This is a genomic window from Olsenella uli, assembly GCF_016899935.1.
Classification (GTDB): domain Bacteria; phylum Actinomycetota; class Coriobacteriia; order Coriobacteriales; family Atopobiaceae; genus Thermophilibacter; species Thermophilibacter uli_B.
In genome coordinates, this window is record NZ_JACJJK010000006.1 from 1 (window position 1) to 21,834 (window position 21,834).

A 21,834-nucleotide genomic window follows, 5' to 3' on the forward strand; every position below is an offset into this window, starting at 1 on the left:
AGATGTGTATAAGAGACAGGGCGTCCCCGTCCGACCCCACGTCCCCCGAGCCGACGACGAGCGCCGCGAGCGAGAGGGCCGCCGCGCAGACGAGCGCCAGCGCGACGGCCGTCTCCCGTCGCCTCACAGCGAGTTGATGCCGTTCGAGATGGCCTCCCAGAGCTCGGAGACCCGGTCCCTGAACGCCAGGATCGCCATGATCGCTATGACCACGAGCACCCCGACGAGAATCGCGTACTCCGTGGTCCCCTGGCCCGACCTCCCGCCGAGCAGCTCCGCCACCCACGCCCGCGCCGTCGCGCAACGAACTCGCTCCATTCCCGCTCCCTTCTTCGTCTTCCTAACCGGCCGCCACCGAGCCCAAAAGGGGCCCGAGAATCGCAAGAAACATGGCGGGGACGATCAGCGTCCCCAGCGGTACCAGCATCTTCACCGGCACCCGCTCGATCTCCTCCTCCACCTGCGCGCGCTGCTCGTCCCGGATGACCTGGGCCTGTCGCTCCAGCGCCTCCGCGAGCGGCGAGCCGAAGGTCAGCGCCTCGCCGACCACCGCCGCGAACCTCCTGAGCGCCGTGAGCCCCAGCTCGTCCGCCAGCGCCCAGAGCGCCTCCTCGCGCCCCCGCACGCCGATCCGCCAGCCGAGCATCGCCTCCGAGAACGCGCGGGAGAGCGCGCCGTCGCTGCGCAAGCAGTAGAGGTCGAGCGAAGCGTCGAAGGAGAGCCCCGCCGCGAGTCCCAGCGTCACGACGTCGAGCATCACGGGCAGCTCCGTCAGGCACGCCGAACGTCGTCGCGCGGCCTCCTCCGCCCTTCTCGCCCGCCCGACGAGCGGGGCGTCGCGAACGGCGTGGCGAGCCCGTCCCGCCCGCTCGAGAAGGCGCCTCACGCCCGGCGGCACCCTCCCGCCGGCGCCCGCCGCCAGGACGGAGCAGGCGGCGCACGCGGCGGAGCCTCCCAGAAGCAGCGCACCGGTCAGGTCCATGTGGTCACCCCCGCCATGAGCCGCCTGATGATGAGCAGCGCCAGCGCGTCGAGGAGCGCAGCGACCGAGACGCACCCGATCCCCGCAGGGGTGAGCAGGCCGGCCTGGAAGTCCGGCGACACGAGCGCCAGGATCGCGAGCATCGCCGCAGGCAGCAGGCACACGATTCTCACGGAGAGCCTCACCTGCGCCGTCTTGACCCCAAGCATCCTCTCGAACTCGCCCTGGCGCTCAGCCAGCGAGGCGGAGCGCATGAGGAGGTCGCGCAGCGGGCTCCCCGTGCGATGCGAGATCACGAGGGCCGTCGCGAGGAGCTCCGCCCCCGGCGCATCGAGCTCGCGGGCCAGAAGCGCGACGGCCTCCTCCGTTGACGTCCCGCAGCGCAGACGCAGCGACATGCGCGCGAAGGCCTCGGAGACCGGGCCGCGCTCGTGCGAGCCGACGTAGGACACCGCCTGCGCGAGCGTCTGGCCCGAGGCGAGGGCCACGGAGAGCGTCCGATAGACCCCCGGCATCGAGGCGGCCACCTCGCGCCGCGCGCGCTGCCGGCGCGACAGGTCGCGCACGGCGGTCGCCCCCGCCACGAGCGCCGCGGCGGCGGCGCCGGCGACCGGCGACCCCATGAGGGCGCCCGCCACGAGCGCCAGGCCAACGAGACCACAGGCCAGGCCGACCGCCGCCGTGCGCTCGTCCAGCGCGAGCCCGCGCGCGGCGAGCAGCGCGACGAGCCTGCGCGAGCGAACGCGCCACAGCTCGATACCGAGAAGCACGTCGGCCAGCGGCGTGCGCGCGAGGCGCCGCAGCAGCCGCATCGCTCCCAGGGCCCAGCCCAGCAGGTGTCGCGAGACCGCGCTCTGCGACAGGTCATGCGCGCCTCCGAGCGTCAGGTCCGCGCAGAGCCCCGCGCTCAGGGCCGCTCCTGCAACAAGCAGGACCTCCATCGCTCCACCTCCCCCTCGTCCAGAAGGCCGTCCTCGACCGCCCGCGCCACGAAGGCCGGCTCCCTCCCGAGCGCCCAGGAGCGCTCGGCCAGGCTGAAGCCCACGCACTCGTCGAGCTGCGCGGAGCCGTCCGGCGCCCGAGAGACCTCCGTGAGCGACGTCACGAGCCGCTTGCCGTCGGCGAGGCGCCTCGTCACCACGATCAGGTCGATCGCGGTGGCGATCTGCTCCTCGATGAGGTCGGTCGGCAGGTCCATGCCAAAGCGGGCCATGAGGACGAGGCGCATGACCGCCTCCTCGGCGCTTCCGGCATGAAGCGTCGTCAGAGACCCGGCGTGACCCGTGTTCAGCGCGTTGAGCATGTCGATGCACTCGCCCCCGCGCACCTCGCCGACCACGATTCGGTCGGGACGCATCCTGAGCGCGTTTTTCACCAGCTCCCTGATCGTCACCTCGCCGGTCCCCTCAATCGAGCTGTCCCGCGCCTCGAGGCGCACCAGGTTGGGATGCGAGTCAAAGCGCAGCTCCGCCGAGTCCTCGATCGTCACGATCCGCTCGCTCTGGGGGATCTCGCAGGACAGCGCGTTGAGCAGCGTCGTCTTGCCCGACCCGGTGCCCCCGGCGACCGCGATCGAGCGGGAGCAGCGCACCGCCCAGGAGAGCAGCTGCGCGTACCAGGGCGGGACCGACCCCAGCTCGACGAGGCGGTCGAGGCTCCGGATGCGGTCCGAGAACTTGCGAATCGTCACGGCGGGGCCGTCTATGGCGATGGGGGCGGCGACCGCGTTCACGCGGTCCCCGTTGGGGAGACGGGCGCTCACGATGGGGCTCGCCCGGTCGAGGCGACGGCCGAGCGGGGCCAGGATGCGGTCGAGCACGATCATGATCTGCTCGGGCGAGTCAAAGACGACGTCCGCCGGATGGAGCTCGCCGAGCCGCTCGTAGAAGAGGGCGCCGGCCCCGTTGATCATGACCTCGGATATCCCGTCGTCCTCGAGGAGGGGCTGGATGGGGCCGAGGCCGCAGATCTCGTCGGCGACCTGCCGGAGCAGCGTCTCCCGGTCCACGGTGACAACGAGGTCGTCACCGGTGTTGAGGATGGCCTCGAGCACCACGCGGAGCTCGGAACGCGCCCGGCCCGCGTCCTCGCCCGCCAGCATGGCGGCGATGGTGGCGAGTCCCAGGCGCTCGACCAGGTCCTTCTTGAGCCGCTCCCGCGCCCTTCTCAGGTCGTCGGAGGACCCCGCCGCAGGCTCGGCAGACCGGGACGCCTCGACCTCGCGCACGCGCTCCAGAACGCTCACCTAGCTCGCCTCCCTTCTCGATCTGAACGGGTTCCACCCACTGCGCTTGCGCGGCGCCTCGTAGGCGCGGCGCGCCTCGTCCGTCTCCGGGAGGCACCCGAGCTCCGCCAGCAGCTGCGCGAGCGCGGCGGCCACGGAGTCGGCGAAGGGGTAGCCGGGCTCGCAGAGCTCCTTCACGCGCCCTGCGGCGACGAGCTCGTCCACTTCGCCCCCGCCGTCGACCAGCCGGTAGGCCCGGGCCGCCTCGAGGCCGACCTCCGGGCGCGCGGCGGGGCGCGGCCGCGCCCGGGGGTCGCCGCGATTCTCGATCCTGGCGATTCTCGTCCTGGCCACCCCGAGGCGCACGGCGAGGCCGCTCATGCGGGCGAGCGCCGAGGCCGACCCAGGACGGTCGTCGGAGACGAGCACCAGCCGATCGGCGCGCTGGACCGCCTGCGCGACGGCGTCCGTGAACGTCGTCGAGGTGTCCACGACCACAAGGTCGAACTCGCGTCCCGTCCAGGAGAGGAGCGCGTCGAGGCAGGGGGCGACGAGCTCCGCCGTCTCGGGCCGCGCGCACGGCCCCACGAGGCTCACGCCGGGGGCCGCCGACACGAGCATGCGGGCGAGAAGATCGGGGGTCGGCCGCGCCTCGCCCAGGGACGCGAGGTCGCTCCCTCCCGACAACCCGAACCCGGCATAGGCGTTACCGCAGGAGAGGTCGAGGTCAATCAGACAGGTCCGCATCCCCCAGCGGGCCGCGAGCGTCGCCATGCACGCCGCGATCGTCGTCTTGCCCACCCCGCCGCGTCCCGAGCAGAGGACGAGGGCGGGGGCAGCGTCTTCGTCGGGGCGCTCCCGCTCGGGAGGGGCCTGCTCGCGCACGGGCTCGCGCGACGGCGGTGCGGCCGGCGGGGCGGCAGGCGTTTCGACGGGCGGGGCGGCGGCACGGCGCCGCTCGTCCTCCTCGTGCACGAGGTCGGCGAGGTCGATGACATGGTCGATGCCTGCGCGCGAGGCCCGCGAGCGCAGCGACCCCGTCGCGGACTCGCACGCAAGCACGACGCTGCGCACGTTGCCGCCGTTGGCGATCGCGGCGGCGAGGTTGACGTCCGAGACGCCCTCGCGCACGGGCCCCACCACGATCCCCAGCTCCCCGGGGTCGGACACCTCCGACATGCGTCGCAGCGCGTCGGCGCTGCGGGCCACCGTCAGCCGCCCGTCCGCGTCCAGCGTTCCCACGACGCGTCGCACGAGCTCACGGCCCTCGTCGGCACAGTAGGTCGCCCACTCGCTCATGAAGCGTCAGCCTCCTCTCCGTCACCCTCCGTTGCCTCGTCGTCCTTCTCGGCGTCCTTCTCGTCCTCCTCCGCCGGGACGCTCTGCGGCGCGGACTGCTCGCCCTCGGCGAGCTCGAGCGCGTCCTCGCCGGGGAGAGCCAGCCTGAGGGTCCCCGCGTCGCTCGCCGCGAGCAGCCGTGCCACGTCGTCAGGCGCCACCGCGACGGTGATCGTGCCCGCGTCCATGAGCCCGGTCCCCGACTGCGGCATCGCGAGCACGCGCACGTCCTCGGAGACGAGCTGGACGCCGCCCTCGTCCGTCTCGTACGCCGCGAGCGACTCGCCCACGGCGGTCCCCGGGGGCACGCCGAGGTCGTCGTCCATGGGGACGCTCAGCGCCACCCGGTCCGACGGGACCTCAACGGCCTCCGCGTTGTCCCTGAAGTTGAGGCCCGTGAGCGGCACGCCTGCGGCAACGGGCACGCTCACCTCGGAGCCCAGCACGTCGTCGAGCGAGACGACGGCGTCGGCGGGCGCGAGGTCGACAAGCCACTCGCGCTCCGTGGCGTTCACCCGGGAGACGCTCTCCCCCGCCTCGATGCCCTCCGTCGCCACGACGAGCGTCACCACCTCGCCCCCGTAGCGCTCGAGCGCCTCCTCGCGCACGCGCTCCGCCTGCTCGCGCGCGTTCTCCCCGTACGCGAGGCAGAGCGCTGCGGAGAGCAGCGCGCACGCCCCGGACGCGACCAGCCTCAGACGACGCCTCACGACCCCTCCCCTCGACCCGTCCGTTGGGTAGGGGAATTCTCCCGCCCCCAGACGCGAAATCGGGGTCGTCCGAAGAAAGTCGTTCGCGAGTCTGACGCACGCTTGCACGAATCTGCCGGAGGCGGCGTCATCGCAGACAGACGCGTCGCAGGTATCAGCAGTTTTTATTTATTATCAAATTGCATGCACACAGGTCCTCCACATCGCGGAGGGCGGTGATTCAAATGTGCATCTAGAGAACGACGTCCGGGTCCAGCGTGCGGGCGCTCTTTCTCATCTCGTCAGCGAGCGCTAGGTAGCAGCTGAGCCGCTCGCGCGAAAAGGCCCCTTGTTCGAAGTTGTCTCGGACGGCGCAGCCTGGCTCGTGCGTGTGGGTGCAGTCGTTGAAGCGGCACTCGAGCGCCGCCTCCGCGATCTCCGGGAACGCCTTTGCGAGCCCGCGCTCGTGCCCCACGAGCGGCAGGCTCCTGAGGCCGGGCACGTCCACGATCACGCCCGCGTGCGGCAGGCGCACCATGACACGCGAGACCGTGGTGTGACGGCCCGCGTCGTCCTTCTCGCGCACCTCGCCCGTGGCGAGCGCCTCATGGCCGAGAAGGGCGTTGAGCAGCGTGGACTTGCCGGCGCCCGACTCCCCGAGAATCATCGCGCAGCTCAGGCGGGGCACGCAGTCGCGCACGGCCTCGATGCCGGCGCCCGTCGCCGAGGAGGTCACAACCACGCGCACCTCGTCGCCCACGAGCCGGCGCACGCTTCCCAGGTCGCGCTCGAGGTCGCAACCGTCGGCACGGTCGGCCTTGGTGAGCACCACGACGGGCTCGAGCCCGCAGTCCCGCGCCAGCACGAGCGAGCGCGCCACGCGCCCGAGCAGCAGCTCGCCGGCGCCGAGCGGCTGGACCACGAGGATCGTGTCCACGTTGGCAGCCAGCACCTGACGCTCCCCGCGGCTGCGGCCGCGCCAGCGCTCGAAGGAGGTGCGCCTCGGCAGCACCCGCTCGATCACGCCCATGTCATGACCGGGCGCGCGCCGCACCGCGACGCAGTCGCCCACGGCGGGCAGCAGGCACTCGTCCTTGTCGGCGTCCTGCTTGGCAAACGTGACGGCGTGCTCGGCGCGGAAGGCGTCCGACTCCGTGACCACCAGCGGAAAGCCGCGGTCGAGGCGCACCACAAAGCCGAGCGCCATCTCGTCGGCGTTTTCCGCCTGGGCGAGAAACACCTCGAAGGCGGTGCGCTGCGCGTCATCGAGCCGCAGGTCGCGGAAGGTGGGGAGGTCCTGCAGGGCGTCAATCGCGGGGAGGGTGATCTGCTGCTGGCGGCTCGCCCGCCGCCTGTTGACCCGTTTTGCCACCCGCACCTCCCGGCTTGCACGTATCTATCGGCAATCTTACCGCAAGCTGCTCAGGTCCCTGCGTTGTTGGTGGGAGGGCGAGAAGAACGGCGCGATGCAAAAAACGGGCCCCGGCCGGAGCCGGGACCCGCCCTTGATGCGAAGAGCTCAGGTGACGCTACGCGTCGCGCCTCATGCGGACGAAGCCCGCAGCAACGAGCGCGGCGCCGGCGGCAGCCGCCACGGCGGCGCCGGCGAACGACGTGACGTCACCGGTCTGCGGAATGGACTCGTCGGAGTCTACCGGCTCGTCCGGAGTACTCGGGGTGTCCGGGCCAGACTCGCTGGTGCCCCAGACGAGCACGAAGGGAGAGAAGCCGTTCTCCGCAGTGAACCTGATTCCGTGCTCGGTGTTCTCGACCTCCACGTATTCCTTCGTGGCGTCCTGAATCTCGGACTCGATGGCGCCGTTCTCCATCTCGCGGTCCAGGCCCTGGAAGTGCACGAGGCGGAACTCGGTGTTCTCATCGGTGCCCTCGGGATACGGCCAGTAGACGTCAACGGGCTTGTCGGTGGTCAGCCACGCGTTGCCGTTGTTGGCGTCGACGAGGTCGATGTAGCGCGCCTCGTGACCGTCAACCGCAAAGGATCCGTCCTCGGCGGCGATGGTGTCGAGCGCATGATCGAGAAGCAGCCCGTCAAAGGCGGACGCCTCCTCGCCCGTCTCATCGCTCACGATGTGGTCGAAGAGCAGCGACGGGTTGACGTTCTGGTTGTCGACCGTCACGTCAATGCCGCTCCCGTTCACGTAGTACGTGGTCCCCGGCTGGATGACGGCGATGCCGAGGCCGGGATTGTCCGCGCGCAGGTCGGCGAGCGCACCGTTGAGGTCCTCGTCCGTCATGCCGTCTTCCATCTCGATGGCGTCGGTCACGACGTCCTGCGGATTGTCAGCGGTGACGTAGCGGACGGTAAGGTCGCCACCCGCACCCTCCTCGGGAGTGGCCAGCACGCAGAGCATGGGCTCGGCGACGCCTGGCACGTCGATCTGGATGATGATGTTCTCGCGGTCGAGCTCGCCGGTGTAAATGAGCATCTTGTACTGCTTGAAGAGGGCGTCCTCAGCTGCGGGGTCAAACTCGTCGGAGAGGTAGGTTTCGCCCGTCTCGGTATCGGTGAACTGCAGGCGGAGCGGCTTGGTGCCCTCGAACTGAGGATCGGGATCGATGCGATAGAGGAACTTGTGGGAGCCGCCGTCCTCGATGGCGGAATTCTCCTCGCCATACCTGGTGATCTTCCAGGTGGACTGACCATCCACCGTGTAAATCGTCAGATAGTCGCTCAGATCGGCACCAGAATCCGCGTTTGCGATTCCGGCGTCCTCGAGGGCGTCGTTCACCTCATCGGGGAGTGTGAAGTAGAAGCCCGGGTCGGGCAGGGAGTTCTCAGAGACGTAACTTCCGTCCGCGCCGTTGATGACACCCTCGTAGCCCTGATCGCCACCCATGTAGATGGTGATGTCCGCAGGCTGGATGCTGGCGACGCCTGCCTCGATCCAGCCGGCGTAGACGACGGTCCAGTTGTCGGTCAGAGACTGGCTGAAGTCAAAGCGCTCGGTGCACTCCTTGTCGGCAAACCAACCGGCAAAGACCCACTTCGTGTCAGGGTCAGTCGATCCGCGCTTCGGGTCGGCGGTGGGCTGCTCGGCGGTGCCTTCGTACTCGATCGCGGTCTGGTCGTCGGGCATGCCGGTGACCTGGTCCGCCTCGTCCTCAGGAACGTTCTTGTCGAACGTGACGCCCACGAGCGGCGCATAGACGTACGTGCGATCGCAATCGAAGCTGTTGGCGTGCTCGGCCGTGTGGCCGGCATAATCCGAGCAGACGTCCGTGCACTCGTATCGCTTCACGCCGTAGGTGTCGGACGTCGCCTGGTCGGTCACCTCGCCGTTCTCCCAGTCGTACTTGTGGTGGGAGAGCTGAGCGGTGGTAAGGCTGCCAATCTTGGCGGTCTCGCCACCGATGACGTAGTCACGGTCCGGCGTGAACGTCTCACCGGTCTCCTCGTCGGTCATCTCCTGACCGATGTGCTGATCGTCAAACAGGTCGCCGTCGTTGTCGCTCTTGTTCCCCTCAGCGTTGCCGCGCGCATAGCCCGACGTCATGAACGGGTTGAGGAGCAGCGTGTGGCTATCCTGCTCCTCGTCGTTCAGCGCGAGCGCAGCACCGGTGAGCACGGGTGCCGTTTCGCTCTTAAGGTTGTCGACGGCGTTCGAGTTCAGGTCGTAGGCAACGACCGTCGTGTCCCCGGTCGTCTCGACCGCACCCTTCCTGCCGACGCCGCCGAGCCACGGAGAGCCGGGCTGCGCCTCGGAGGTGCCGCCGGAGACGGTGAGCTTGTGGCCCACAAGCCACAGATCGCCTGCAGTGTAGGAGAGCAGCTTCTCACCGTTGCAGCGAAGGTCGACCGTGCAGTCCGTCAGCGAGGAGTCCTTTGACTGGATGTAGATGCCGGCATAGCCGTTGTGCAGCACCTCGAGCTTGGTGTCGGTCATCTCAAAGCCGATGCACGAAAGCGCGTGGCCACCCTTGTTGCCGTTCATCTGAATCGTCGAGTTGTCAACGATCCAGTAGCCCGAGTTGCACGCATTTCCCTTGTTGTTGTTTACCAGGATCTCGGAGTTATTGACGTAGATGTTGACGTTGTTGATGGCAAAGCCGCCGGCAGCGTTGTCCTGGAAGTCGACCTTGGAGTCCTCGATGAAGATGGCGTCGTATCCGGTCTTGTTGTCACCGGAGTAGAAGCAGTTGATGTTGCCGCCGTCCGTCGTCATACCCGTCGCGCTCATCGTGGAGCCGTTCACAAGCTTCAGCACGGAGCCCGCATACATGGCGTAGCTCCAGCCATTCTTGTTGTTCGTGGTCGAAATGTCGCACCCATCGAACGTCACGGCGCCGTCAGAACCGTACAGGCCGAGGAACTGGCCGTTGTAGCCGGTAGCACTGAGCGTGCAGTTCGTAAGGTTGATGTCACCGCCAAAGAAGTAGATCGCGGCGTCGTAACCAGCGCTCGTGGTCTTTGTGGCACCCTCAGCGGTGACGAACGTGCAGTTCTTAAACTGGACGTTGCCGCCGATCCATAGCTTGGTGACCACCTCTCCGTTGTTGTAAGAGACAGACTTGCCTTCCGCATCCTGCTGAGTGCCGGAGATCTTGACCGTCCCACCCGCGAGGTTGAACGTGCAGTTCTCGAAGACGATGGGAGCACCCGCCGGCGCTTGCTGGCCGGAGATCATCACTGCCTCGCCATCGCCGATCTCGAAGGTCTGATCGGTCGCCCCCTGGCTGATAACATCCACTGCATTCTCCGCCTGAGGAGCGGCGGTCCCCTCGTCCCCCGCTCCGACCACCTGGGCGGAGGCGGAGTCAGCTACCGAGGCCGACCCTCCCCCCGGCTCGTCTGCGGCGTACGCCGCAGGCGCGAGCGACAGGGCGAGCGCGCCCGTCACCACCAGGCAGCCGAGCATGCGCTTCGCAAACTTGTGCATCCTCGTGCCTCCCGTTGCCGTGTCCGTTCAGACAGCTTACAGATTCGCAAAGTATAGCCGACGGCGGCGGCCCGCCCGGTTGCCAATCGGCGACCGCGTTCTTTTCGCCGCCTGCAGCGGCGCGACCGCGCCAACATCAAAAGTATGTGTGAATCGGGGACTGTCCCCAATTAACAGGACAGGCCCCCGCCGTGCGCGGCGGGGGCCTGTCCCAAAAACCCTGAGAGGAATAACCCGTCCCTATTTACGCGTCCTTCTCGACGGCGCGCATGATGGCCTTGTAGACCTCCATGATCGGGATGATCAGGAACGCCAGGCCGAGCGCCACGAGCAGCGCCTCGACCTTGAGGGTCTGGTGGTCGCCCACCATGAAGCCAAAGGCCTGGGCCAGCGGGTCGATCTCAACGACCACGACGGTCAGCACGAGGGCCAGCAGCGCGGCGCCCCACAGCCACTTGTTCTGCTTCTTCATGGTGAGCAGCGACGCACGGCGGCTGCGCATGTTGAACGAGTGGAAGATCTCCACCATGGAGAGCGTGATGAACGCCATGGTGACGCCCTCGGGGTCGGGCACGCCGTCGACAAGCTGCTCAATGTTGATGGCGCCGTTGTGGAACCACATGCCCGCGAAGAACGAGGCGAGCACCAGCGCGGTGATCACGATGCCCTGGAAGATGATGTCGACGCCCATGCCGCCGGCAAAGACGCCGTCGGTGGCCTTGCGCGGCTTGCGCTTCATGACGTCGCCCTCGGCCTCCTCCATGCCGAGCGCCAGCGCCGGGAAGCAGTCCGTGATCAGGTTGATCCAGAGCAGCTGGACCGGCTGGAAGATCGTGAATCCCACCATCGTGGCCACAAAGACCGAGAGCACCTCGGCGATGTTGGCGGAGAGCAGGAACTGGATGACCTTGCGGATGTTGTCGTAGATCCTGCGGCCCTCCTCCACCGCGTTGATGATGGTGGCAAAGTTGTCGTCCGCGAGGACCATGTCGGCCACGTTCTTGGTGACGTCGGTGCCGGTGATGCCCATGCCCACGCCGATGTCGGCGCGCTTGATGGACGGCGCGTCGTTCACGCCGTCGCCGGTCATGGCCACGATGTTGCCGCGCTTCTTCCAGGCGTCGACGATGCGGGCCTTGTGCTCGGGCTGGACGCGCGCGTAGACGGAGATCTCGGTGACCTTCTCGTAGAACTCCTCGTCGGAGATCTTGTCCAGCTGGGCGCCCGTGATGGCCTGGGAGGCGTCGTTCACGATGCCGAGCTCCTTGGCGATGGCCACGGCCGTGTCGATGTGGTCGCCCGTGATCATGACCGGGCGGATGCCGGCCTCCTTGGCCTCCACGATGGCCTGCGTGACCTCCGGACGGACCGGGTCGATCATGCCGGAGAGGCCGCAGAACACGAGGTCGTGCTCCAGCGCCTCCGGGCTGCAGTCGTCGGGCACCTTGTCGTAGGTGCGGCTGGCCAGGGCGAGCACGCGCAGGGCGTCGTCGGCCATGGCCTTGTTGGCGGCGAGGAGCTCGGCCTTGCGCGCGGCCGTCAGCTCCACGACCTTCTCGCCGTCATAGATCTTGGTGCAGAGGTCGAGAACCACGTCGGGCGCGCCCTTGGTGTACTGCTCGAAGGTGCCGTCGGCCTCCTCGACCACCACGGACATCATCTTGCGGCCCGAGTCGAACGGGGCCTCGCCCACGCGCGGGTGCTCCACATCCAGGCCGGTCATGCCCGCCTTGGCGGCGTCGTTCACGAGCGCGCACTCGGTGGGCTCGCCCACGGCCTCGCCCTTCTCGGCGTCCCACTTGGCGTCGGAGCACAGCGCCATGCCGGCGAGGAACTTCTCCTCGGGGGCGGCGAGCTCGTGGCGGACGACCGTCATCTTGTTCTGGGTGAGGGTGCCGGTCTTGTCCGAGCAGATGATCTGCGTGCAGCCCAGGGTCTCCACGGCCGTGAGCTTGCGGATGATGGCCTGGCGCTTGGACATCTTGGTGACGCCCATGGAGAGCACGATCGTGACCACGGCCACGAGGCCCTCGGGGATGGCCGCCACGGCCAGGGACACGGCCACCATGAAGGTGTCGAGGATGAGGCTCGGGTTGGCCGTCATCTCGCCGCCGTGACGGATGAAGTCGACCGCAAAGATGACCACGCAGATCACGATGACCATGATGGTCAGGATCTTGGAGAGCTGCGCGAGCTTGATCTGGAGCGGCGTGAGCTCCTTCTTGGCGGTGGTGAGGGCGTCGGCGATCTTGCCCATCTCGGTCTTCATGCCGGTGCCGGCCACGACCGCCTTGCCGCGGCCGTAGACCACGGTGGAGCCCATGTAGCACATGTTCTTGCGGTCGCCGAGGGGCACGTCGTCGGCGTCGCCGGTGAGCTCGATGGCCTCGACGTGCTTCTCCACCGGCACGGACTCGCCGGTGAGGGCGGCCTCCTCGATCTTCATGGACGCGCTCTCCAGCACGCGGCAGTCCGCGGGCACGGAGTCGCCGGCCTCGAGAAGGACGATGTCGCCGGGGACGAGCTCGGCGGAGGGCAGGTGGACGAGCTTGCCGTCGCGCATGACCTTGGACTGCGCGGCGCTCATCTCCTGCAGGGCCTCGAGCGCCTGCTCGGACTTGGCCTCCTGCACGACGCCGAGGACGGAGTTGATGATGACGACGACCATGATGATGATGACGTCGGCCCACTCGGGCTCGCCCTGCACCATGCCGGTCACGGCCGAGATGACGGCCGCCACGATCAGCATGATGACCATCGGGTCCGCCATCTGCTCGAAGAAGCGCTTCCAGAGCGGGGTCTTCTCCTCCTTCTCGAGCTCATTGCGCCCGTACTGGGACAGGCGGCTCGAGGCCTCGGCGGAGGTGAGGCCGCTCTCCTCGTCAGAGGACAGCTCGCCCAGCACCTCGTCGGCGGACGAAAGGTACTCTCTCAACGTTTTTCTCCTCCTGGGTTGACGCGTTCCACCCGACAGGTTGACGCCCGATCGTAATTCCCCAGGAGGGGCAAGGGCTCGTCAAGGCTGCCATGTCGGGCAGCTGACAGAACAGCCACTCATTGTACCGTAAAGCGCACCGGCAAGTCGTGATTCTCGCCCCTCGTTACCGAGGCCGTCGCAAAATGCAACCCCTTTTCGGCGAGCGCAGGGCTTACATGCACCTTGCCTGCGCTAAACTTGTGACCGGTAGGTTTACAGGCGCGCCGAGCGCGCACGGGAAAGGAAGCTTAACGTCATGAACATCCTCTTTTTTGGCACCGCCAGCTACGACAAGGCGTCGTTCACCAAGGAGCTCGCCGACTACCCCGAGATCAAGATCGACTTCACCGAGACCAACCTCACGCCCATGACCGCCGCCCTCGCCCGCGGCTACGACGCCGTGTGCGCCTTCGTGAACGCCGACTGCGGCGCCATGACGCTGGAGATTCTCGCCGGCTTTGGCGTTAAGCTCGTGCTCATGCGCTGCGCCGGCTTTGACGCCGTCAACGTCGAGGTCGCCAAGGACCTGGGCATCAAGGTCACGCGCGTCCCGGCCTACTCGCCGGAGGCCATCGCCGAGCACGCGATGGGCCTGGCGCTCGCCGCCAACCGCCGCATCTGCAAGGGCTACATCCGCGTCCGCGAGAACGACTTCTCGCTGAACGGCCTGGTGGGCGAGACGCTGCACGGCAAGACCGCCGGCATCATCGGCACCGGCCGCATCGGCGCCGCGCTCTGCCGCATCTGCAAGGGCTTTGGCATGAAGGTCCTGGGCTCCGACCTCTACCCCAACCAGAAGCTCGTGGACGAGGGCGTCGTGGACGAGTACGTTGACTACGACGAGCTCTACCGCCGCTCCGACCTCATCTCGCTGCACGCGTTCCTGAACGACGAGAGCCGCCACATGATCAACGACGAGTCCATCGCCAAGATGAAGGACGGCGTGATTTTCGTGAACACCGGCCGCGGCGGCCTCGTTGACACGCAGGCGCTCATCCGCGGCATCCTCTCCGGCAAGATCGGCGCCGCCGGCATCGACGTCTACGACGAGGAGGGCCCGAACGTCTATCAGAACCGCGCCGGCGAGGTCATCGACTCCGTGACCGCGCGCCTGTGCTCCTTCCCCAACGTCGTCATGACGAGCCACCAGGCGTTCTTCACCCACGAGGCCCTCGGCGAGATCGCGCGCGTCACGCTCGACAACGCCCGCGCCTTTGCCAACGGCACCGACTTCGTGGACCGCTCCGTGGTCTGCTAGTTGGCAGTACCCGCCCCGTCCCCCTGTTCCCCCTGTCCGAGCAAAGAGAGAGGCTCAGATGGCTACTTTCAACAAGAAGAAGACCAAGATCGTCTGCACCATGGGGCCGGCGACCGAGGACGAGGAGGTGCTGCGCCAGCTCATCCTGCACGGCATGAACGTGGCGCGCTTCAACTTCTCCCACGGCAACCACGAGTACCACCGCAAGAACATCGAGCGCGTGCGCGCGCTCTCCCGCGAGCTCTCCATCCCGGTGGCGATCATGCTCGACACCAAGGGCCCCGAGGTCCGCACCGGCGTGCTCAAGGACGGCGAGAAGGTCCAGCTTGAGACCGGCAAGACCTGCGTCGTGACCACCGACGACGACGTGGTGGGCACCGCCGAGCGCTTCTCGCTCGACTACAAGCCGCTGCCCACCGAGGTCGAGCCGGGCACGGTCATCCTGATCGACGACGGCCTGATCGGCCTCGAGGTCGACCACGTCGAGGGCTCCGACATCCACTGCCGAATCACCAACGGCGGCCTGCTCGGCGAGCACAAGGGCGTGAACTTCCCCAACCTCAACATCAACCTGCCGTCCGTGACCGCCCAGGACCGCGCGGACATCATGTTTGGCTGCGAGCTGGGCATCGACGCCATCGCCGCGTCCTTCATCCGCGACGGTAAGGCCGTGGAGGAGATCCGCAAGATCTGCGTGGAGATGGGCGCGCCCGACGTCCTCATCTTCCCCAAGATCGAGAGCGCCCTCGGCGTCAAGAACTTCGACGAGATCCTGCACGTGTCCGACGGCTGCATGGTGGCCCGCGGCGACCTCGGCGTGGAGGTGCCCGCCGCGCAGGTCCCGCACATCCAGAAGACCATCATCAAGAAGTGCAAGCAGCACTACAAGCCGGTCATCACGGCCACGCAGATGCTCGACTCCATGCAGCGCAACCCGCGCCCCACGCGCGCCGAGGTCAACGACGTCGCCAACGCCGTCTACGACGGCACCGACTGCGTCATGCTCTCCGGCGAGACCGCGGCCGGCAAGTACCCGATCGAGGCCGTCAAGACGATGTCCGACATCTGCAAGGAGACCGAGAAGTACCTGCCCGAGCGCCGCGAGTACTTCGACCGCGGCGGCGTCCGCAACGTCAACGGCGCCACCGGCTTTGCCGCGCTCGAGATGGCCGACCACGTGGGCGCCAAGTGCATCCTGGCCCCCACCAACTCCGGCCGCTCCGCGCGCCTGATCTCCACGTTCCGCCCCCGGATGCCGCTCTTCGCGACGTCCCCCAACGAGAAGACCATCCGTCGCACCTGCTTCTACTGGGGCGTCTACGCCTACCGCACCACCGAGCAGGGCTCGCTCTCCAGCACGCTCTACGACGCGCTGACCACGGCCAAGCGCAACGGCCTGGTGGACACCGGCGACATCGTGGTCATCACCGCCGGCGACCCGCAGACCTCGCCGCGCCTGGGCGACTACACCACCTCCACCAACATGGCGATGGTGGCGCAGGTCCAGTAGCCGGACGAGAAGAACGTTTGCTTGCAGGGCCCCGGACGCGCGTCCGGGGCCCTTTCTGTTGGACGGTCCTTCTCGCCCCGCGCGCGCTGGCGATACGCGATTGCCAACGTTTTGAGCCGCAAAACCGTCGACAATCGCGTATCGCCGGATGCCACCCGACGTGGGCCGCGAGAAGGACCTTTGGCACCATCCGGGATGAGAAGGTTTAGCGGCATACGTCTGCGGCGGTAACAGTACTCAAACAGATTGCGCAGCGCTCAGGCTTTCGCGCCTGTTGCACCCTCCGTCGGCATGTCAGTGCCCTTCCCCAGGTTGCACGCCTCGCAGAGCGTCTGCAACATACAAATGCAAGGAACGGCAAGACAGAATCGGACATACTGAGAAACCCTACCGCTCGCAGCGCCAGTAGTAGGCGGAGTAGGGCTTGAGCTCGCTGCCGCCGCCGAAGTCGTGCTCCTCGCCGGTGATGAGGTCGACGCTACGACCGCACTGCGCGTCAAAGTGCACCGTCGCAGGCTCGCTCGACGCGTTTATCGCCACGATCACGCGCTCGCCGTCGCTGCGCCGTTGGAACACCAGCTGCTGCGGCTGGCACTGGAGCTGCGTATAGTCTCCCCACACCAGCGCCTCGCTCCCCGCGCGCGCCGCCGCCAGCGCGCAGATCCAGTCCGTGAGCTCGTTCCACTCCGGGGCGTCCAGCGCCGGACGCAGCTCGTGGTCACCGGGGAGCTGCTCGCCCTCGATGCCCCACTCGCTGCCGTAGTAGACCGCCGGCACGCCGGACATCGCGAACAGCAGGCCGTAGAGCGGCACGAGCTGGTTCTTGTCGTCCAGCTTGGTGGCAATTCTCGGCACGTCGTGGTTGTCCACAAAGTCCAGCAGGTGCCGCCCCGTGTAGAGGTCCCACGGGTGGCTGCCGCTCTGGCGCTCCAGGGCGTAGCCGATCTCGTGCATGTTGGCGGAGTTCATCGACGACCACAGGCCCTTGTAGGCCTCGTAGTTGGTCACGGAGTCGCAGAGGTCCTCGCCCATCCACTGGTTGTAGTCGCCGAACATGGTCTCCCCCACCAGCGGGAACTTCTCGCCGCGCTCTTGGCCGATCTCGTTGGCCAGGGCGCGCAGGGAGCGCAGGTAGCCCTGGTCAAGGCAGTACGCCACGTCCAGGCGCAGGCCGTCGATGTCAAAGTCGCGCACCCAGCCGCGAATGACACCGGCCAGGTAGTCGTTGAGCTCCACGTTCCAGTGGTTGAGCTTCACCAGGCTCTGCGCGCCCTCCCAGCAGCTGTAGGAGAGGCCGTCGTTGAAGCAGTTGTTGCCGTTGAGGTCGATCTCAAACCAGCCGACGTACGGGCTCTCGCCCCGGCGCTCCAGCACGTCCCGGAACGCCCAGAAGCCGCGCCCCACGTGGTTGAACACGCCGTCGAGAAGAACCTTGATGCCGGCGGCGTGGCACGCGTCCACCACCGCGCGCAGGTCGTCGTTCGTGCCCAGGCGGCAGTCCACCTTGGTGTAGTCGCGCGTGTCGTAGCCGTGCGCGTCCGACTCGAAGACGGGGTTGAGCAGCAGGCACGTGACGCCGAGCTTGGCCATGTGGTCCACCCAGCCGTCGTCGATGAGCTTGAGCAGCCGGTGCTCGAGCACGCCGTCGTTCTCGTGCGGGGCCCCGCAGAGGCCCAGCGGGTAGATCTGATAGACGAAGGACGGCTCGAACCAACTCATGCGGGGGCTCCTCTCCACGGGGCACAGGACCCGTTCATTCTACCCGCGCCCCGTTCGCCTAATTTGCGCTCCGCGAGCGGTCGTCCTGTCAGACGCGGCTTGTCAGGCCCGCCACGATTGTGGCATGGGCCTCGTCGCGGGCCACGTCAAAGAACTCGGCGGTGAGCAGCTGGTAGTCCGGCGTCTCGCTGAGGTGCTCCGCGCGGTTCTTCTCGACGATCGCACGTGCCGCGGCAACGGCGCCGCGCACGTCGCGCTCGAGGATGGAGTACGGCGGGAACGCCGCGCATTGGGCGAGAAGTGCCTCGTCAACGTACGGCACCAGCGAGATGTCGCGCGTGAGGCCGTAGAGCGCGAAGTCCCCCTGCTTGCCGATGCGCGCCCGCTCGCCCGCCTCCATGCCGATGCTCGCCAGGTAGGCGCGGGTGTGCGCGTTGTAGACGTGGTCGGCCACGAGGTGCGCCCACGCGCCCAGCGTCACGTCCGAGACGTCGTCGTGCCCGGCAACGTAGTAGTCCCAGAACTCGTCGTAGCGCGGCAGGGGGATGTGCTCGCGGATGGAGTGGTGGGTGAGCTTGTAGTCGATGCGGAACGTGGTGTCCGGCACCATGTAGCCCACGTAGATGTCCGGTGCGAGGTTGCCGAGAAGAAACGCGTTCTCGTCGCGCACGCCAAGAGCGGCGGCTCCCTCCTCACGAAGGAGCCGCTCCACGTGCGCGGTATGTATGTTCCAACTTGGCATGGGCGCCCTAGATGTACGAGGAGCCGCGGCTCTGCTCGACCGACAGGATCGTCGAGGCGTTCTGCTGCTCCGTGCTGCTCAGAAGGCCCATGGAGTCGAACTCCTCGGGAGAGTAGAGCGGCGTGTACCAGGACTGGCTGTTGAAGTAGTCCTGCAGGTCCTGTTTCTGGAACATGCGGCCGTGACGCGCGTAGATCTCGTTGCGGGCCACGTAGAGCTCCCAGTCGGAGAGGCCGGAGAGCTCATCGGCGCTGTAGAGGCGCGTGGAGCTGTCGGGCAGGACGTACGTGCCGCCGGAGCTGGGCGTCGAGGTGGGCGCAGGGTCGGGGACGGGCTCGGAGACGGTGACGGCGAAGGTGGCCGACAGGCCGCCGTAGGTGACCGTCACGTTGAGGCCACCCGCAGCGTCGAAGGTCGTGGGGTCGAAGGTGAAGTCGGAGGCGTTGTCCTCCGCGTACGCGACGGTGTCCTCGCTGCCGTCGTCGTAGGTGAGCGCCAGCTTCAGACCGGTCGCGTCGAGCGACTCGCCGACGAGGTAGTCAACCTTGCTCGGCGCGGCCTGGACGGTCATCGCCTGGAGCTTGGGCTCGGCCGCCGGCTCCTCCTCGGGCTCGGCGTCCTTCTCGGCCTCCTTCTCCGCGGGCTCGGTGACGGCGGGCTGCTCCTGCTGATCGCCCCCGCCCAGCAGGTGCAGGCCAAACGGGTCGACCACCACCACGACGAGCGCCACCACGGCCACGACGGCGAGCACACCCATGATGGCGGCGGCGATGACGAGGCCGTGCCCGCCGCCCTCCTCCTCGGGGGGCGTGCCGCCGGCCGCGTCCGTACCGTAGCCGTAACCGTCGGGCATGGCGGACATGCCGCCGTAGTCGGGCCCGGACGCGGCGGCGCCGGGCATGACCGTCGTCTGGTCGACGGCGCCCTGCTGCGGAGTGGCCCCCTCGCCCGTCATGACGCGCGTGGCGGCGTCGGTCGCGCCGGGCGCCTGCAGCGGCGCGCCGCAGTTGGTGCAGAACTTGAGCCCGCTGGGCACCTGGGCGCCGCAGGCGGGGCAGACCGTGGCGGCGTCGGTCGCGTCGGGAGCCGCAGACGTGGCGGGCGCCCCGGAGTCGGGGTCGGCGGACGCCTGCAGCGGCGCGCCGCAGTTGGTGCAGAACTTGAGCCCGTCGGGCAGCTGGGCGCCGCAGCTGGTGCAGAACATGGCATCCCCCTCAGTCGTGCGTGCGGTGGTCCTGGTAGTTGGCCAGGTACTCGGCAAACTCGGGCGAGGTGTCCGAGTTGCCGGACCGCCACGCCTTGTGGTCGGTGATCTCGCTCTCAAAACCATAATACGCGTCGATGTAGGCGATGAGGCCGTCGAGCGCCTCGAGCTGCTCGGGCGGGTAGTCGCCGGAGCCGCCCACGTGCACGAGCTCGATGCCCACCGACCACGCGTTCATCCCGTAGTCCGCGAAGCTCGGGCCGATCGGCGTGGAGCCGGCCATGTCGTCGCGCCCGTCCTCCGTGATGCCAAAGGCCTCGTTGTGGCCCGTGTCGCCGTAGCCCGCGTGGTGCGCGATGCGGTCCAGCGGCACGCACTGGACGATGTGCCCGTCCCTGCCCACCACGAAGTGCGCCGCCACCTGGTTGCCGCTGCTCGACCACCACGAGACCACGCCCTCCGGGCTCCCCTCGCCCTCGGTGTCGTGCAGGACGATGTAGCGCTGGTGCTCGGCGTCCTTGGGCCCGTGGTCAAACTCGTCGCGGTAGTCCTCCACGAGGTCCAGCCCGGCGAGCAGCTCCTCGGCGCTCGGGCCGGTCAGGGCCTCGGGGTCGACGATCTTCTCGGCGACCTTCTCCGGGTGCGCCGCCGGAGCGGTCTCCGCCTGCTCCTCGCGTGCCTCCCGTCCGGCGCCGCAGCCCGCGAGCGCCAAGGCGAGAAGCACCACAAGAACCGTCACACGCCTCATGAAAGCCCCCTAGAACAGCAGGATCATCGAGTCGCCCGGCAGCGCGTTGGGCTCGGGGTTGGGGACGACGGCCGGCGTGGCCCACACGTTGACCAGCGAGGTACGCTGCGCCCCCACGAGCGGCACGTCCTCTATGCCAAAGGTGATGCCGGAATCCGGCTCGCGGCCGCCCTCGACCACGAAGAAGCGCGTGTAGGTTGCCGCGTACGTGGTCGTTCTGCCCCCGTCGACCTGCTCGATGACCTGCGAGAGGTTGCCGCGCTCGTCATAGGTCGCCGTCGCCGTGTAGGTGGTCCCGGAGAGTGTGGCCGTGGCCGACGTCAGCCGACCGGCGTCGTCATAGGCAAAGGTCACGGGCGCGGGGTCGCTGTAGATGTTGGTGGCGCTGACGCGCGTGAGGTTGCCCGCCGCGTCCCGCTCGTAGTTCGTGGTCTGATAGACCTCGCCGAGCGTCTGGTCCGTCTCCTCGGCCTGGACGAGGTTGCCCGCGTCGTCGTAGGTGAAGGTGATGAACATGCCCCGATCGCTCTTGTAGGTGTAGAGCCGGCTCGTCAGGCGTCCCGCGTCGTCGTAGGCGTAGGTCGTGCGGCTCGTGGGGTCGTCGACGCCGCCCATGCTCATCGCGGCGAGACGCCCCGCGTCGTCGTAGGTGTAGTAGTACGCGTACATCCCGTCGTAGCTCTCCTGCTCGGCAAGGCGGCCGTTGGCATCGTAGGCAAAGGTGGTCGTAATGGAGTAGTCATGCCCGTATGCGGACGTGCTCTCCTGCTCTTCCACGAGATGGCCCTGCTCGTCGTAGGTGTACTCCCAGCGCGTGCCGTTGTCGCCGTCCCCGGCGCTGCGCGCCGTCACCCGGCCCTGGGCGTCGCGCTCGGCGGCGTAGGTGACCGTGTAGCCCGTGTCGTAGCGCTCCTCCACGCTCGAGACGACCCAGCTCTCGTGGAGCTTCGTCGCGTCGAGGCCCGTCACCTGCGTCGTGTCGGGGACGCGCAGCGCGGCGAGCGCGGCGTTCCCCGAGACGTCGAGCGCGACCAGCGGCTCGGACGGGGCGTCGAGGCCCGTGAGGACGGGCAGGTCGGAGACGTCGAGGCTCGTCAGCGTGCCGCCCGTCAGCGTGAGCTGGGCGAGGTTGGGGAAGCAGCGGCCCAGCCCCTCGATCGAGGTCGCCCCCTCCACGGAAAGCGACGTCACGGCGCGACCCTCGTCGCGCGAGAGCTGGCCGTCGTGGTCGGCGTCCGCGGAGGCAGCCACCGCCGCGCGCAGGGCGGGGTCCGGGAAGCTCTTCTCGTCTATGGGCCAGGGCGAGAAGAACGCCAGCCAGACGCCAAACGCGGCAGAGCCGACAACCAGCACGGCGGCGACGGCGGCCACGATCGCCGCCACGGGCGCGCGGCGGGCGGAAGCGGGCGCGGATGTTGGGCCCGGGCCCGCGGCGGGTCGCGCGAACGGGGCGCCGCACTTCGCGCAGAACTTGGCGCCGTCCGGGTTCTTCTCGCCACACCTGGGACAGAACATGGCCGCCTCCTACTCGCTGCTCTACGTTCT

At 68.2% G+C, this 21,834-nt stretch carries 16 protein-coding genes; 2 read left to right on the plus strand and 14 right to left on the minus strand.

Features of this window, described 5'->3' with window-relative positions; genetic code table 11:
- Positions 1–123 precede the first annotated feature (123 nt).
- The 9 genes from H6A07_RS06515 to H6A07_RS06555 form a co-directional block, all read right to left on the minus strand.
- A complete protein-coding gene (locus H6A07_RS06515; protein WP_204814132.1) occupies positions 124–318 on the minus strand; it encodes a class III signal peptide-containing protein in 195 nt (64 codons plus the stop codon).
- Between the two features lie 22 nt (positions 319–340).
- Positions 341–982 (minus strand): type II secretion system F family protein, encoded by a 642-nt coding sequence (locus H6A07_RS06520; protein WP_204814133.1) that lies wholly within the window; start codon positions 980–982, stop codon positions 341–343.
- On the minus strand, positions 973–1,923 hold the full coding sequence (locus H6A07_RS06525; protein ID WP_239471135.1) for a type II secretion system F family protein: 951 nt from the start codon (positions 1,921–1,923) through the stop codon (positions 973–975). Before H6A07_RS06525 ends, H6A07_RS06520 begins: the two co-directional genes overlap by 10 nt.
- Positions 1,890–3,227 carry a CpaF family protein gene (locus H6A07_RS06530; protein ID WP_342636572.1) on the minus strand — a complete coding sequence of 446 codons (1,338 nt, stop codon included), beginning with the start codon at positions 3,225–3,227 and terminating at the stop codon, positions 1,890–1,892. Before H6A07_RS06530 ends, H6A07_RS06525 begins: the two co-directional genes overlap by 34 nt.
- Entirely contained in the window at positions 3,228–4,505 is a 1,278-nt protein-coding gene (locus H6A07_RS06535) for an AAA family ATPase (RefSeq protein ID WP_204814134.1), read from the minus strand. It lies immediately after the preceding gene.
- On the minus strand, positions 4,502–5,254 hold the full coding sequence (locus tag H6A07_RS06540; protein ID WP_204814135.1) for an SAF domain-containing protein: 753 nt from the start codon (positions 5,252–5,254) through the stop codon (positions 4,502–4,504). The genes H6A07_RS06535 and H6A07_RS06540 overlap by 4 nt, the downstream gene beginning before the upstream one ends.
- Before the next feature lie 232 nt (positions 5,255–5,486).
- On the minus strand, positions 5,487–6,605 hold the full coding sequence (gene rsgA / locus H6A07_RS06545) for a ribosome small subunit-dependent GTPase A (RefSeq protein ID WP_342636573.1): 1,119 nt from the start codon (positions 6,603–6,605) through the stop codon (positions 5,487–5,489).
- Positions 6,606–6,762: 157 nt separating this feature from the next.
- Positions 6,763–10,131: a right-handed parallel beta-helix repeat-containing protein gene (locus H6A07_RS06550; protein WP_204814136.1), complete on the minus strand. Its 3,369-nt coding sequence runs from the start codon at positions 10,129–10,131 to the stop codon at positions 6,763–6,765.
- A 244-nt stretch (positions 10,132–10,375) separates the two neighbouring features.
- Complete coding sequence (locus H6A07_RS06555) at positions 10,376–13,066, minus strand: calcium-translocating P-type ATPase, PMCA-type (RefSeq protein WP_204814137.1); 2,691 nt, start codon at positions 13,064–13,066, stop codon at positions 10,376–10,378.
- A 298-nt stretch (positions 13,067–13,364) separates the two neighbouring features.
- Here H6A07_RS06555 and H6A07_RS06560 point away from each other — a divergent pair, with 298 nt between their 5' ends.
- On the plus strand, positions 13,365–14,366 hold the full coding sequence (locus H6A07_RS06560; protein ID WP_204814138.1) for a 2-hydroxyacid dehydrogenase: 1,002 nt from the start codon (positions 13,365–13,367) through the stop codon (positions 14,364–14,366).
- A 58-nt stretch (positions 14,367–14,424) separates the two neighbouring features.
- Complete coding sequence (gene pyk / locus H6A07_RS06565; protein WP_204814139.1) at positions 14,425–15,876, plus strand: pyruvate kinase; 1,452 nt, start codon at positions 14,425–14,427, stop codon at positions 15,874–15,876.
- Positions 15,877–16,263: 387 nt separating this feature from the next.
- Here the strand turns inward: pyk and H6A07_RS06570 are convergent, their stop codons facing one another.
- The 5 genes from H6A07_RS06570 to H6A07_RS06590 all read right to left on the minus strand — a co-directional run bounded on the left by H6A07_RS06570 (position 16,264) and on the right by H6A07_RS06590 (position 21,804).
- Positions 16,264–17,595, minus strand: coding sequence for an alpha-amylase family glycosyl hydrolase (locus H6A07_RS06570; RefSeq protein WP_204814140.1), 1,332 nt, complete (start codon positions 17,593–17,595; stop codon positions 16,264–16,266).
- An 88-nt stretch (positions 17,596–17,683) separates the two neighbouring features.
- The gene (locus H6A07_RS06575) at positions 17,684–18,265 is read right to left on the minus strand and encodes a hypothetical protein (protein WP_204814141.1); all 582 of its coding nucleotides are present in this window, start codon (positions 18,263–18,265) and stop codon (positions 17,684–17,686) included.
- Between the two features lie 79 nt (positions 18,266–18,344).
- Positions 18,345–19,541: a YARHG domain-containing protein gene (locus tag H6A07_RS06580; protein ID WP_204814142.1), complete on the minus strand. Its 1,197-nt coding sequence runs from the start codon at positions 19,539–19,541 to the stop codon at positions 18,345–18,347.
- A 10-nt stretch (positions 19,542–19,551) separates the two neighbouring features.
- Positions 19,552–20,289 (minus strand): N-acetylmuramoyl-L-alanine amidase, encoded by a 738-nt coding sequence (locus H6A07_RS06585; protein WP_204814143.1) that lies wholly within the window; start codon positions 20,287–20,289, stop codon positions 19,552–19,554.
- A 9-nt stretch (positions 20,290–20,298) separates the two neighbouring features.
- Complete coding sequence (locus H6A07_RS06590) at positions 20,299–21,804, minus strand: zinc-ribbon domain-containing protein (RefSeq protein ID WP_204814144.1); 1,506 nt, start codon at positions 21,802–21,804, stop codon at positions 20,299–20,301.
- Between the last annotated feature and the right edge of the window lie 30 nt (positions 21,805–21,834).

What these genes read in the sequence shown, in the direction of transcription:
- H6A07_RS06515 (WP_204814132.1), bottom strand. Translation starts at nt 318, where the DNA reads ATGGAGCGAGTTCGTTGCGCGACGGCGCGGGCGTGGGTGGCGGAGCTG.
- H6A07_RS06520 (WP_204814133.1), bottom strand. Translation starts at nt 982, where the DNA reads ATGGACCTGACCGGTGCGCTGCTTCTGGGAGGCTCCGCCGCGTGCGCC.
- H6A07_RS06525 (WP_239471135.1), bottom strand. Translation starts at nt 1,923, where the DNA reads ATGGAGGTCCTGCTTGTTGCAGGAGCGGCCCTGAGCGCGGGGCTCTGC.
- H6A07_RS06535 (WP_204814134.1), bottom strand. Translation starts at nt 4,505, where the DNA reads ATGAGCGAGTGGGCGACCTACTGTGCCGACGAGGGCCGTGAGCTCGTG.
- H6A07_RS06550 (WP_204814136.1), bottom strand. Translation starts at nt 10,131, where the DNA reads ATGCACAAGTTTGCGAAGCGCATGCTCGGCTGCCTGGTGGTGACGGGC.
- H6A07_RS06560 (WP_204814138.1), top strand. Translation starts at nt 13,365, where the DNA reads ATGAACATCCTCTTTTTTGGCACCGCCAGCTACGACAAGGCGTCGTTC.
- pyk (WP_204814139.1), top strand. Translation starts at nt 14,425, where the DNA reads ATGGCTACTTTCAACAAGAAGAAGACCAAGATCGTCTGCACCATGGGG.
- H6A07_RS06570 (WP_204814140.1), bottom strand. Translation starts at nt 17,595, where the DNA reads ATGAGTTGGTTCGAGCCGTCCTTCGTCTATCAGATCTACCCGCTGGGC.
- H6A07_RS06580 (WP_204814142.1), bottom strand. Translation starts at nt 19,541, where the DNA reads ATGTTCTGCACCAGCTGCGGCGCCCAGCTGCCCGACGGGCTCAAGTTC.
- H6A07_RS06585 (WP_204814143.1), bottom strand. Translation starts at nt 20,289, where the DNA reads ATGAGGCGTGTGACGGTTCTTGTGGTGCTTCTCGCCTTGGCGCTCGCG.
- H6A07_RS06590 (WP_204814144.1), bottom strand. Translation starts at nt 21,804, where the DNA reads ATGTTCTGTCCCAGGTGTGGCGAGAAGAACCCGGACGGCGCCAAGTTC.